Origin of the sequence: Streptomyces sp. 11x1 (genome assembly GCF_032598905.1) — a bacterium.
Lineage (GTDB): Bacteria > Actinomycetota > Actinomycetes > Streptomycetales > Streptomycetaceae > Streptomyces.
Genome location: NZ_CP122458.1, coordinates 1,757,786 through 1,770,799 on the forward strand (window position 1 = coordinate 1,757,786; position 13,014 = coordinate 1,770,799).

General features: G+C 71.5%; 10 protein-coding genes. 1 reads left to right on the plus strand and 9 read right to left on the minus strand.

The window, feature by feature from the left end; genetic code table 11:
• Positions 1 to 65 precede the first annotated feature (65 nt).
• On the plus strand, positions 66 to 1,454 hold the full coding sequence (locus P8T65_RS07815; protein WP_316724626.1) for an OFA family MFS transporter: 1,389 nt from the start codon (positions 66 to 68) through the stop codon (positions 1,452 to 1,454).
• A gap of 85 nt (positions 1,455 to 1,539) precedes the next feature.
• Here the strand turns inward: P8T65_RS07815 and P8T65_RS07820 are convergent, their stop codons facing one another.
• The 9 genes from P8T65_RS07820 to P8T65_RS07860 all read right to left on the minus strand — a co-directional run bounded on the left by P8T65_RS07820 (position 1,540) and on the right by P8T65_RS07860 (position 12,940).
• On the minus strand, positions 1,540 to 2,583 hold the full coding sequence (locus P8T65_RS07820) for a sugar phosphate isomerase/epimerase (protein WP_316724627.1): 1,044 nt from the start codon (positions 2,581 to 2,583) through the stop codon (positions 1,540 to 1,542).
• An 86-nt stretch (positions 2,584 to 2,669) separates the two neighbouring features.
• On the minus strand, positions 2,670 to 4,082 hold the full coding sequence (locus P8T65_RS07825; RefSeq protein WP_316724628.1) for an alkaline phosphatase family protein: 1,413 nt from the start codon (positions 4,080 to 4,082) through the stop codon (positions 2,670 to 2,672).
• Entirely contained in the window at positions 4,079 to 5,248 is a 1,170-nt protein-coding gene (eboE, locus tag P8T65_RS07830; protein WP_316724629.1) for a metabolite traffic protein EboE, read from the minus strand. Before eboE ends, P8T65_RS07825 begins: the two co-directional genes overlap by 4 nt.
• Before the next feature lie 3 nt (positions 5,249 to 5,251).
• Positions 5,252 to 6,100 (minus strand): TatD family hydrolase, encoded by an 849-nt coding sequence (locus tag P8T65_RS07835; RefSeq protein ID WP_316724630.1) that lies wholly within the window; start codon positions 6,098 to 6,100, stop codon positions 5,252 to 5,254.
• A complete protein-coding gene (locus tag P8T65_RS07840) occupies positions 6,100 to 6,804 on the minus strand; it encodes an EboA domain-containing protein (RefSeq protein WP_399098524.1) in 705 nt (234 codons plus the stop codon). The genes P8T65_RS07835 and P8T65_RS07840 overlap by 1 nt, the downstream gene beginning before the upstream one ends.
• Positions 6,801 to 7,712: a sugar phosphate isomerase/epimerase family protein gene (locus P8T65_RS07845; protein ID WP_316724631.1), complete on the minus strand. Its 912-nt coding sequence runs from the start codon at positions 7,710 to 7,712 to the stop codon at positions 6,801 to 6,803. The genes P8T65_RS07840 and P8T65_RS07845 overlap by 4 nt, the downstream gene beginning before the upstream one ends.
• Positions 7,709 to 8,869 carry an inositol-3-phosphate synthase gene (locus tag P8T65_RS07850; protein WP_316724632.1) on the minus strand — a complete coding sequence of 387 codons (1,161 nt, stop codon included), beginning with the start codon at positions 8,867 to 8,869 and terminating at the stop codon, positions 7,709 to 7,711. The genes P8T65_RS07845 and P8T65_RS07850 overlap by 4 nt, the downstream gene beginning before the upstream one ends.
• Positions 8,870 to 9,001: 132 nt before the next feature.
• A complete protein-coding gene (locus P8T65_RS07855; protein WP_316724633.1) occupies positions 9,002 to 10,429 on the minus strand; it encodes a ThuA domain-containing protein in 1,428 nt (475 codons plus the stop codon).
• A gap of 9 nt (positions 10,430 to 10,438) precedes the next feature.
• Complete coding sequence (locus P8T65_RS07860; protein WP_316724634.1) at positions 10,439 to 12,940, minus strand: PQQ-dependent sugar dehydrogenase; 2,502 nt, start codon at positions 12,938 to 12,940, stop codon at positions 10,439 to 10,441.
• Positions 12,941 to 13,014: the final 74 nt, after the last annotated feature.

Consider the following 13,014-nt stretch of genomic DNA (forward strand, 5'->3'; position numbering starts at 1 on the left):
CGGCGCAGAGAAGCACGGACAGGGGGCGCTGGCCAGACTTCTTCCACGCGGAGGGTTCGATCGACATGGCAACAACTGACATCTCCACACCCGTCCCCTACCGGGAGGTGACGGACGCAGGCGGCCGGATGTACCGGATCGGCGAGTCCGACCTGGACATCATGGGGCGCAAACGCAAGTGGATGGTCATCCTGCCGTGGGTGGGCATGATGGGCATCAGCTCGGCGGAGTACGCGTTCGCATCCGCCGAGGAGACTCTGCACACGGCGCACAGCTGGAGCAACCAGCACATCTTCTGGATGCTGGGTGTCTGGGTGTTCTTCCAGGCCGCGGTGGCCTTCCCGGCGGGGAAACTCCGGGAGAGCGGCAAACTCCCCGCCCGCTGGGCGATGATGCTGGGCGCCGTCGGCACCCTGCTGGGGTACGTGTCCCTCGCGTTCGCACCGCACGTCGTCGTCGCGTACATCGGCTTCGGCATGTTCAGCGGCATGGGCGCCGGCATGGTGTACGCGACCTGCGTGAACATGGTCGGCAAGTGGTACCCCGAGCGCAAGGGCGGCAAGACCGGCTTCGTCAACGGCGGCTTCGCCTACGGTTCGGTGCCCTTCGTGTTCATCTTCACCGGGTACATGGACCTGACGAACTTCCGCTGGGTGCTCGTCTGTGTCGGTGTGTTCCTCGCGGCGGTCGTCGCCGTGGCGGGCTACTTCTTCCAGGACCCGCCGAAGAACTGGTGGCCGGCCGAGGTCGACCCGCTGCGCAAGCCGGACGACCCTCGCGCGCGGCGCGCGCTGGAGAAGAACCCGCCGGCCGTGAAGCAGTACACGCCGAGCGAGGCATGGCGGACGGGCCGGGTCGCGCTGATGTGGTTCTGTCTGCTGTGCACCTCGGGTGTGAACATCTTCGGCATCGCCTTCCAGGTGCCGTTCGGCAACGAGGCAGGCTTCGCGGGCGGGATCGTGGCCACGGCCATGTCCCTCAAGGCGATCGTCAACGGCACCGGGCGCGGCGTCATCGGCTGGCTCTCCGACCGCTACGGCCGCAAGCAGTGCCTGATCTTCGTCTGCATCGTGCTGGGTCTGTCCCAGTACGGCATCCTGTGGTCCGGCAACATCGGCAACCTGCCGCTGTTCCTGGTGTTCTCCAGCATCTCCGGCTTCGGCGGCGGCGCCATCTTCCCGATGTTCGCGGCGATGACCGCGGACTACTTCGGCGAGAACAACAACGCCTCCAACTACGGCCTGGTCTACAGTTCCAAGCTGGTGTCCGGGCTTCTCGGTTCCGGTATGGGCGCCGTGGTCGTGGGCGCCTGGGACTACGCGGGCGCCTTCGTGCTCGCCGGTTCCATCTCGCTCTTCGCCGGTTGCGTGGCGGTCTTCCTGCATCCGCCGGGGCGGCCCCGCAGCAAGCACATCGCTCCCAACCCCCGTCCCCTCGGTGACGAAGTGGCCTGACGCCTTTCGCGTACGGCAGCAGGCGGCCGCCCCGTGGTCCCGCACCACGGGGCGGCCGCCTGCTGCCGTTGTCGTCCGCTGCCGTTCAGCACTTCTCCCGCAGCGAGTGCAGGTGCTCGCTGGAGCGGCGGGCGAAGGTGAAGGACTCGGAGGGGTTGTCGTGCTCGGCCTGCCAGTGGTGGGCGAGACGGTGGCCCTTCAGCCGGGTGACGGCCGAGATGAACTTCTGGTAGTCGATGTCGCCGTCGCCGACGTCCACCATGCGGTAGCCGAAGGGGTTCGACGGGTCGCTCTCGCCGTCCTTGACGTGAAAGAGCGGGTAGCGGTTCGGGCGCCGCAGGACGTAGTCGAGGGGCTCGAAAGGCGCGGCCGTGCCGTCGGGCCGCTTCGAGAACCGGAACTGGGCCACGTAGGCCCAGAAGATGTCCATCTCCAGGAAAACCAGGTCGGGGTCGGTCTCGCGGAGCAGTACGTCGTAGAGGCGCACCTTGGGGTTGTCGGTGGCGAAGGAGAACTCCTCGGAGTGGTTGTGCTGGTAGAACTTCATGCCCCGTGCCCGGGCCGCCGCGCCGTAGGTGTTGAACTCGTGGGCGGCCCGCTTCATCGCGTCGACGGTCATGCCGTAGCGGAAGGGGCCGGCGGCGGTGCCGATGTGCTTGAGGCCCAGGGCCTGGGCGTCGTCGAGGACCTTGGTCAGGTTCTGGGCGAAGGTGTACGCGTTCGGGTCGCTGGAGTAGTAGCCGACGTGGCTGCCGATCGGGGTCAGGCCGTGGTTGCGGGCCAGGCGCTTGAGCTGTGCGAGGGTGATGGGGCCCGCCGAACCCTGGGTGTAGCCGGCGAACTCGACCTCGTCGTAGCCGTACTTCTCCAACTCGGCGAAGACGGGCGCGAAGCCGAGGGTGGAGACCTTGTCGCGCAGGCTGTAGAGCTGGATGCCGAGGCGGCCGGGCGGGAGGACGGGTCGGCCCCGGCCCTTGCCTGCGGCCGCGGAGTCGGTGCCCGCGGCAGCCTGCGCCGGGGCGGCCGCGCCCAGCAGAGCGGCCACGGTGGCGCCGGCGGCGACACCGAGCATGCCTCGTCTGCTGAGGCGGTGGGTGAGCTCGGGATCGGTCTGGTGCATGCGGCTCATGCTGGAACTCCTCTGGGTGGGCGGGCGTTGTCAGTGCTGGGTGCTTCACTTGTGACCAGTCAGGACCTGTGGGTCCTGGACACCGGTCAGGACAGACCGGCAAGTCGGAGCAGGAGTGCTTTCACATCGGTGGCCTCCACACGGTCACCGACGGCTCGGGGGATGGAGCAGATGATGAGCGGACCGTCGTCGTCGCTCGCGGGAAGGCGGCCGTGGCTGCCGCGAATAGGCGAGGGGTCCAGCGGCACGACCGCCATGCGGTAGCGCAGACCGAGTTTCTTGCGGGCCAGTGCCGTGGCCGCCTTGAGCTTCACCAGCGGGTCGAGCGGGTCCATGAACAGCTCGACCGGGTCGTAGCCGGGTTTGCGATGGATCTCGACGAGGCGTGCGAAGTCGGGCGCGCGATCGTCGTCGAGCCAGTAGTAGTACGTGAACCAGGCGTCCGGCTCCGCGACGGCGACGAACTCGCCGGAGCGCGGGTGGTCGAGGTGATGGGCCTTCTTGCCCTCGTCGTCGAGGAGTTGATCGATCCCGGGGAGATCCGCGAGGGCTTCCCGGGTGGCGTCCAGGTCCTCGGCGCGGCGTACGTACACATGGGCGATCTGGTGGTCGGCGACCGCGAAGGCGCGTGAGGCCATCGGGTCGAGGTACTCCATGCCGTCCTGCGTGTGCACGTCGAGGAGGCCGGCGCGGCGCAGGGCCCGGTTGATGTCGACGGGCCGGTTCACGCGGGTGATGCCGTACTCGGAGAGCGCGACGACGGTACGGCCTTCCGCGCGGGCGTCGTCGAGCAGGGGTACCAGGGCCCGGTCCAGGTCGGCGGCCGCCTTCAGGGAGCGCGGGTCGTCGGGGCCGAAGCGCTGCAGGTCGTAGTCGAGGTGGGGGAGGTAGCAGAGCGCCAGGTCGGGGCGGCGGGTGCGGACGACGTGGCGGGTGGCGTCGATGATCCAGCGGCTGGAGACCATGTCGGCGCCCGGTCCCCAGAAGTGGAACAGGGGGAACGTGCCGAGATTCGCGGTGAGTTCGTCGTGCAGGGCTGGGGGGCGGGTGTAGCAGTCGGGTTCTTTGCGGCCGTCGGAGTAGTAGATCGGACGGGGGGTGACGGTGATGTCGGTGTCGGCGCCCATGGCGTACCACCAGCAGATGTTGGCGACTGTGTAGCCGGGGTGTGCGCGGCGGGCGGCGTCCCAGAGTTTGTCGCCGGCGACGAGGCCGTTGTGCTGGCGCCAGAGCAGGACGTCGCCGAGTTCGCGGAAGTACCAGCCGTTGCCGACGATGCCGTGTTCGGCGGGGAGCGTGCCGGTCAGGAAGGTGGACTGGGCGGCACAGGTGACGGCCGGCAGGACGGTGCCGAGCGGGGCGCGGGAACCTGACTGTCCGAGGGCCTTGAGGTGGGGCATGTGGTCGAGGAGACGGGGCGTGAGGCCGACGACGTCCAGGACGAGGAGAGGGGTGGGCCCGGCGTCTGGTCGCGAGGGTGGGGCGGCCTCGGGCTTCATGGCAGCTCCTTGAGGCCGAGGTCCGTCAACAGGTCGCGGGCCAGAGCGAGTTCGGCGGCGATGCCGTCGGCCAGCTGGGCGCGTGTGCTGGGGCGCAGCTCGGGGGGCAGGGCCTGCCAGGTGTAGGTCTCGACCTCCAGATGGCGGGTGAGCGGGTGGGCGGCGCCGACCAGGTGGGCCAGGGCGGCCCTGAGGACCGGGAGGGTGGAGGTGAGGGGCGCGGCGGGGGCCGCGTGCAGGGGGACGTGGAAGTGGGCGCGCCAGGGGGAGGCGTCGGGCAGTGTGTCGCCCGTGAGGGCCTCGCCGAGGTCGTCGGTGCCGCGCGGGCCGGCGGCCGTGGAGGTGCGGGTCTGGTGCAGGAAGCGGGGCTCGTCGAAGGCGGCGAGGGCTTCGCGGACCTCGGGGAGGTGGGGGTGTTCGGCGTGCAGGGCGGCCGAGAGCTGGGATTTGACGATGGGGACACGGGCGCGGGTGAGGGCGTCCAGGGCGGTGTGCGGGTCTTCGAAGGAGGTGGCGAGGTGGCAGGTGTCGACACAGATGCCGATGCGTTCGTGGCCGATGTCGGTCAGGGGTCCGATCGCGTCGGCCGTGGTCTCGACGGTGCAGCCCGGTTCGGGTTCCAGGCCGATGCGGATGGAGCGGCCGGTCAACTCGGCCACGACGTCGAGGCGTTCGGCGAGGGTGCGCAGGGCGGTGCGGGAGCGGGCGGCGCGGGTGTCGTCGTAGGCGGTGCGCCAGGCCAGCGGCAGGGTGGAGACGGTGCCCTCGGTGACGTCGTCCGGGAGGAGCTGGGCGAGCACCCGGGCGAGGGAGGTGGTGTGGTCGAGCCGCTCGGGGTCGGCCCAGTCCGGCCGGTAGACGCGGTACTTGACCTCCTCGGCGCCGAAGCCCTGATACGGGAAGCCGTTGAGGGTGACCACCTCCAGGCCGCGCCGGTCGAGTTCGGTGCGCAGCCCGCGCAGTGCGGCCGGGTCGGTCACCAGGGCCGCTGCGGCGTCCCTGGCCAGCCACAGGCCGATGCCGAGGCGGTCGCGGCCGAGGCGGCGGCGGACGGGCTCGCAGTGGTCGCGGAGCTGGGCGAGGACACCGTCGAGGGTCTCGGCCGGGTGCACATTGGTGCAGTAGGCGAGGTGGACGGTGGAGCCGTCGGGGTGGCGGAAGCGCATGGGTCACTCACCGCCGCGCAGGATGCTGTTTCCCTCGTGCGTGGCGTCCGTCGTGACGACGTCCAGGTCGAGCCGGCCGCTGAGTCCGTAGAACGCCACCGGGTTGCGCCACAGCACCAGGTCGACGTCGTCCTCGTCGAACCCGGCCGCGAGCAGGGCGTCGGCCACCTTGCGGGTCTTCAGGGGGTCGCTCCTGCCCCAGTCGGCGGCGGAGTCGACCAGCACCTTCTCCGGGCCGAACGTCTTGAGGACGGCGACCATGCGCTCCTCGTCCATCTTGGTGTCGGGATAGACGGAGAACCCGAGCCAGGCGCCGCTGTCCCTGGCCTCCTCGACGGTGGTCTCGTTGAGGTGGTCGAGCAGCACCCGTTCGACGGGCAGGGCGGAGGCCCGTACGACGTCGAGGGTGCGGCGCAGGCCGGCGAGCTTGTCCCGGTGCGGGGTGTGGACGAGGGCGGGAAGCCCGTGGTCGGCGGCCAGCTGGAGTTGGTGTTCGAGCGCGTGGTCCTCGGCCGGGGTCATGGAGTCGTAGCCGATCTCGCCGACCGCCACGACCCCGTCCTTCAGCAGGTAGCGGGGCAGCTGGTCCAGGACCGGGGTGCAGCGCGGGTCGTTCGCCTCCTTGGGGTTGAGGGCGAGCGCGCAGTGGTGGGCGATGCCGTACTGGGCGGCGCGGAAGGGTTCCCAGCCGAGCAGGGAGTCGAAGTAGTCGACGAAGGACTCGGGCGATGTGCGGGGCTGGCCCAGCCAGAAGGCCGGCTCCACGACCGCGCGGACGCCCGCCTCGCGCATCGCCTCGTAGTCGTCCGTGGTGCGTGACGTCATGTGGATGTGGGGGTCGAAGATGCGCATCAGGACTCCTCGCCGTCGAGGCCGGGCTCGGCGGCCGGTGGGGGCGCGGTCAGGGCCAGGACGCGGTACAGGTCCTCGGGTACGGGACGGCCCGCGGCGGTGCGTTCCTCGGCGAAGGCGCTGAGCATGCGGGCGAGTTCGGTGTCGCCCGCGGCGCGGCGGGGCAGGTCGGCGACCTCGTCGACGCGCACCCCGGTGAACAGGCACTTGAGGACGGCGTGCCGCCAGTGGTGCGGGGCCAGCCGGCGGGCGGAGTACGGGCCGAGCGCGGCGGCGACCAGGCGGGTGTCGTTGGTGCGCAGGGCGTCCTCCACGAGGTGCAGCGCTTCGGGGCCCGGCACGAGGTGGGGCAGCGCGTGCAGGACCGCGCGGCGTTCGTCGGCGGTGCCCTGGCGGTAGACCCGGGTGAGCGCGTCGGTGTCGGCGCGGGCCGCGTGCAGGATCAGGACGCGGACGGCGTCGGCGTGTTCGGTGCCGCAGCGCCGGCCCGCCTCGGCGAGGCGCAGCTCCCAGGGGGAGATGGCCCCATGGGTGCCCGGGTGTTCGCCAGCCTCGTCCAGCGCCCTGCCCAGCCAGGCGTGGGCGGGGCCCGTGAGGTGGGCGTCCAGGTGGCGGCGCAGGTCTGCGGGGGCGGTGCAGGCCGGATGGTGTGCCGGGTGGGCGGGGTCGGCCGTCGGCGCGGGCGGGGTTCGGTCAGGGATCACGAGCTGCTCCCGGGAGGGGTGGTACGGCCGGTCGATCGGTGCGGAAGTGATCGGTGCGGGAGCGATCGGTGCAGGAAGGAGAGGGACTGTTCGGCGAAATGGGGGCCGGCGTGGGAGTGGCGGGGCAGTTCGACGACGGTCAGGGCGCCGTAACCGACGGCGGCCAGGGCCTCCAGCACGGGCGGGAAGTCGATCTCGCCCTCGCCGAACGGCAGATGCTCGTGGGCGCCCCGCCGCATGTCCTCGATCTGGACGTGCCGCAGCCAGGGCGCGGCGGCGCGGACGCAGTCGGCCGGAGAGACGGGTTCGAGGCACTGGCAGTGGCCGATGTCCAGGGTGAGGCCGAGCACGGCGGGGCTGTCGAGGGCCTCGCGGAGGCGGTGGAAGTCGGCGAGCGTGGCGAGGAGGTGACCGGGTTCGGGTTCGATCGCGAGGGGGATGCCGGCGGCGGTGGCGGCGTCGAGGACGGGGGCGAGCGCGTCGGGGAGGCGTTTCCAGGCGGTGTGCTCGTCCGTGCCGGGCGGGGTGACCCCGCTGAAGCAGTGCACGGCGTGGGCGCCCAGGTCGGCGGCGACCCGCACGGCACGGACGAGCAGGTCGGCGCGGCGGGCGCGGTCGTCCGGGGCGGGATCCAGCAGGGTGGGGCCGTGCTTGCGGCGCGGGTCCAGGACGTAGCGGGCCCCGGTCTCCACGGTGACGGACAGCCCGAGCTCGCCCAGCCGCCGCGCGAGCCGCCGGGTGCGGGCGGCGAGGTCGGGGGCGAGCGGGTCGAGGTGCATGTGGTCGAGGGTGAGACCGACCCCGTCGTACCCGAGGTCGGCGAGGAGGGCGAGCGCGTCGTCGAGCCGCAGATCGGCGAGCCCGTTGGTGCCGTAGCCGAAGGAGAGGGGGGTAGGTGGGTGGTTCATCGGGTCTCCTCGCGTGGCCCCGGCCCGTCCGTGTCATGCCGCCGCAGCCGCTCCGCGAAGCTCGCGAGCGCCGCGTACTGCTCCCCCAGTGCCGCCGGGCTCTCCCCCACCGGGTCCTTGAAATAGAAGCCCAGCTCGGCCAAGGGGCCGGAGAGGCCCGCTTCGTGGGCGCGGGCCAGGAGGCGGGCGAGATCAAGCACCAGCGGGGCGGCGAGGGCGGAGTCGCAGCCCTGCCAGGTGGTCTGGAGGACCATCCGGGTGCCGAGGAAGCCGTCGAAGGCGATGTGGTCCCAGGCGGTCTTCCAGTCACCGAGGGCGGGGACGTCGTCGATGTGCGTCTCGCCCTCGGGGGTCGCCCCGAGGCTGTCGGTCAGGACGCGCTCCTTGCCGGCGTTCTTGGCAGCGGCGGCGGCCGGGTCGGCGAGGGCGGCGCCGTCGCCCCCGCCGAGCAGGTTGGTGCCGGACCACGCCCGGACGGTCAGCGCCCGCTGCGCGAACATCGGGCCCAGGACCGAGCGGAGCAGGGTCTGCCCGGTCTTGCCGTCACGGCCGGCGTACGGGAGGCCGGAGGAGGAGGCGAAGGAGGCCAGGGACGGGTGGTGCAGGCCGGTCGAGGGGGTGAAGTTGACGTAGGGGCAGCCGGCGCGCAGGGCGGCCGCCGCGTAGAGGGAGCTGGGCGGCAGGGCCTCGCCGGTGGGCGCGGGCTCCGTCGACGCCACGTTCACCACGACGGCCCGGGTCAGCCCCCGGCGTCGTACGAAGTCCTGGATGTCGGCGGCGTGGGAGGAGATCAGCTCGTCGGGCGTGCGGGTGTCGCCCGGGAGGGGGCCGCCCGGCCTGATCTCCCCGTCGGCGGCAGCCAGTTCGGCGGCGACGGCCACCGGGAGGTCGTGGGGCAGGACGCCGCCGGAGGCCAGGGTCTCGGCCCGTTTGGGCAGGGGGCAGTCGACCGTGTCGTGGCCGCCGAAGACCAGCGAGGAGAGGGGCGGGAGACCCGCGTCGGCGAAGAGCGGGGACTCGGTGACCATGCCCGTCGGGGTGTGCAGGCCCGCCGTGACGGCCGCGCAGCCCGCGACGACGGTGGTGGCGACGGAACCTCGTGCTCCGATCAGCCAGACGCCGACGCTCGATGGGGGAACGGACACGGACGCGGACATGGGCAGCCTCCTCGTCGGGCCAGTGAGTCGAGCCGGTAATCGAGCCGGTGAGTCGAGCCGGTGAATCGAGCCGGTGAGGGTGAAAGGGGCGAGACGGCGAGCGGGGGTCCGGCGTCCCCCGCCCGCCGTCGCTCAGTCGCCCGGCGGCGGGTCCGCCCAGTCGGCGGCCCGCGCGGGCAGTTCCTTGACGCGGATGTCGCGGAAGGACACCTGGTCGGCGGATCCGTGGTTCTGGATGCCCACGTGACCGTCGCGCAGGCTCCGTACCGGATCCGTGTTGGTGAAATCGTTGATCTTCACGCCGTTGAGCCAGACGCGGAGGCGCTCGCCCTCCACGCGGATCTCGTACGTGTTCCACTCCCCCGGCGGGTTCAGGGCGCGGTCGCGCTTCCTGATGTCGGCGGAGCGGAAGCCGTAGACGGACCCGGTCGTCCGCTCGGGTACGTCCGTGGCGTCGATCTGGACCTCGTAGCCGTTGTTCACGGCCGACCAGGGGTCGTCGGAGGGCGGGAAGCCCACGAAGACACCGGAGTTGTCGTCGCCCGAGGGGCCGGACATCCTCCAGTCGAGCTTCAGGGAGTAGGACCCGAAGCTCCGGTCGGCGTACCAGAGCATGCCCATCCCGCCGGACGACGTGATCGTGCCGTCGTCGGACAGGGTGAAGGAACCCGGACCCGCCTGCCGCCATGCCGCGAGCGAGCCGGCGGTGCCGTCGAACAGCGGCCGGTAGCCGTTCTCCGGACGGCAGTCGGCCTGGGCCTCGCCGATCGCCCACCGGATGCCGCCCAGCAGGTGCTGCCGGAAGGCGGGTTCGACGAAGGACTCCTTGGTGTGGCCGCCGCCGGTGTAGAAGGCGCGGCCGCCCTGGTACTCCTGGCACCAGGCGATCGGATGGTCACCGTTCATGGTGCCGCCCCTGTACGACGACTCGTCGAGCGAGGCGAGGACATGGGCCCGCTCACGGGGGTTGGAGCGGTAGTTGTACCACTCGTCCGTGCGGTTCCAGGTGACGCCCAGACCGGCGGTGGCCGGGTGGGCGTGGTCCTCGACGTCGACCGTCGCGGGCTGGATCGCGGGGTGCGACTGGAAGTACGCCCCCGCGAGCCCGCCGTAGAAGGCCCAGTCGTACTCGGTGTCGGCGGCCGCGTGGACGCCCACATAGGCGCCCCCGCGTCTGATGTACCGCTCGAACGCGCCCTGTTGGGCCGTGTTCAGCACGTCACCGGTCGTGGAGAGGAAGACCACCGCGTCGTAGCGGCCCAGGTTCCGCGAGGTGAACGCGCCGGCGTCCTCGGTGGCGTCGACCGTGAAGCCGTGGGCGGCGCCCAGTTCCCGTACGGCCGTGACGCCCTCGGGGATCGAGTCGTGGCGGAACCCGGCGGTCTTGGAGAAGACCAGCACCCGGCGCTCGTCCCCGTGACCCGCGCCGCCGGGACCGCCAGGGCCTCCGGAGGCGCCCGCGTCATCCGACACGGCGGGCCCCGACACACAGCCGATCAGCAGGGCGGCACCACCCAGCGCCGCCCACAGGCGTCCTCGTCCGCGTCCGTATCCCGGCATGACGCCCCCTCACCGCTTCGTGAAGGTGAAGTCGTCCACGTCGAACAGGCCGCCCGAGCCGCTCCCCTTGAACACCAGGTACAACGCGGTGGTGCCGCGCGGGGCGCGGGACAGGTTGGCGGTGACGTCCTGGAAGGTGTCCCAGCCGCCGGTCACCGGCACGGTCGCTCTGCCGAGGAGACGCCCGGTCGGCGAGCCCGCACGGACCTCAAGCTTGCCGCCGGCGCCCCCGGAGGAGATACGCGCGGTGATCTTCGTGGCGTTGGACAGGACGTAGGGCTCGAAGGAGATCCAGTCGCCGTTGGAGATGTCCCCGACCGTCTTGCCGCCGTGGGCCGTGGGCTTCGTCTGGACCGCGACGCCGGAGGAGTCGCCGTAGTGCTCGGCCTGGCGGTGGGTGGGCTGGACGACGTTCTGGTCGTGGGTGGTCAGCGGCTCCTGGCCGCCGCCTCCGCCGTCGGTGTACTCGGCGTCGAACACCCCGAAGATGTTGGCGTTCTCGTCGTGGCCGCCGTCGGCGCTGGTCTGGATGGTGCCGGTGCAGCCGTTGGCGGAGGTCACCGGGTGGCCGTGGCTGTCGTGGCCGAGGATGAAGGTGACCTTGACCTTGGCGCAGTCGATCGGGCGGCCGTCCTCCGGGTCGCTGACCTTCACCTTGAACGGCACGGCGTCCCCGAAGGCGAACAGCTGCCCGTCCTGCGGGAGTTCCAGCGTCACCTTGGGCGCGGTGTTGCCGACCACGATCCGTACGCTGGCGCTGCCGGTGCGGCCCGAGGGGTCCTTCGCGGTCACGGTCGCCGTGTAGGTGCCGTTCTTCTTGTAGGTGTGCGTGGGGTTCGCGGCCGTGGAGGTGGAGCCGTCGCCGAAGTCCCAGCTGTAGGTGAGGGCGTCGCCGTCCTGGTCGCTGGTGCCGGCGGAGGAGAAGCGCACCTTCAGCCGCGCCTGACCGGAGGTACGGTCGGCGGCGGCCTGGGCGACCGGGGAGTGGCCGTCGGTGGCGTTCTCGATGCGGTACAGGGCGGAGTGCTCGTCGCCGCCGAACCAGGAGATGCCGTAGTCGAGGACGTACAGCGCACCGTCCGGGCCGAAGGCCATGTCCATGACCTGGGTGCCGGTCCACGGCACGTTGTTGATCGACTGCACGGTGCCGTCGGCGTCACTGGTGATCCGCTTGATCCAGCGGCGGCCGAACTCACCGGCGAAGAAGTCGCCGTCGTACGCCTCGGGGAACTTCACCGGAGAGTCGAGCGAGGCGTCGTAGTGGTAGACCGGGCCGCCCATCGGGGACTCGGAGCCGTCGCCGAACTCCGGGAGGGAGTTGCCGTTGTAGGGGATCCAGGCGGGCTCGGCGGGCGGCAGGTCGGTGAGGCCGGTGTTGTTCGGCGAGGTGTTCTTCGGGGCCGCGCAGTCGAAGGCCGCGCCCGAGGTGCCGGTGGCGAAGTCGTAGTCCACGTAGGCGTCGTTCTTGCCGGTGCAGTACGGCCAGCCGAAGTTGCCGGGCTTGGTCACCCGGGCGAACTCGACCTGACCGGCGGGTCCGCGCGAGGCGCTGGCGGCGCCGGCGTCGGGGCCGTACTCGCCGACGTAGAGGATGCCGGTCTTCTTGTCGACGCTGAAGCGGAACGGGTTGCGGAAGCCCATCGCGTAGATCTCGGGGCGCGTCTTGTCCGTGCCGGGCGCGAAGAGGTTGCCGTCGGGGACGGTGTAGGAGCCGTCGGCGCCGACCTTGATGCGCAGGATCTTGCCGCGCAGGTCGTTGGTGTTGCCGGAGGTGCGCTGGGCGTCGAAGGCCGGGTTGCGGTTGGACCGCTCGTCGATGGGGGTGAAGCCGTCCGACTGGAACGGGTTGCTGTCGTCGCCCGTCGAGAGGTACAGGTTCCCGGCGGCGTCGAAGTCGATGTCACCGCCGACGTGGCAGCAGATGCCCCGGGAGGCGGGGACGTCGAGGACCTTCTTCTCACTGGCCTTGTCGAGGGTGCCGTCGGTCTTCAGGACGAAGCGGGAGAGCCGATTGACGCCGTCGAAGGGCGCGAAGTCCGCGGCCGTGCCGGTCTCGGGGGCGTCACCGGCCGGCGTGTTCAACGGGGGCGCGTAGTACAGGTAGATGAAGCGGTTGTCGGCGAAGCCCGGGTCGACGCCTATGCCCTGGAGGCCCTCCTCGTCGTGGCTGTACACGTCGAGCTTGCCGGCGAGCCTGGTGTTGCCCGCCGCGTCGGTCAGCCGCAGTTCGCCGTCGCGCGAGGTGTGCAGGACCGAGCGGTCGGGGAGGACGGCGAGCGACATGGGCTCGCCGACCTCCGGCTCGCCCTTGGCGAGGGTGACCTGCTGGAAGTCCTCGGCGGCCGCCGCCTTCGGCTCGGTGTCGGCCGCGCCCGCCGGGGGCGCGGTGAGGGAGAGCGAGGCGCCGGCGAGCAGCAGACCGGTCAGCAGGGCGATCGGTCCGCGCAGTCCGCGGCGTCTGAAGGTGCTGGTGGCGCTGGTGGGGTGTCTGTTGTCGTCGTACGGGTGCACGAAATGCCTCCAGTAAGGGGCTGGTCGTACGGGGGTGTGCGGGTGTGTGCGGTACGCCGGGGTGCGCCGTCACC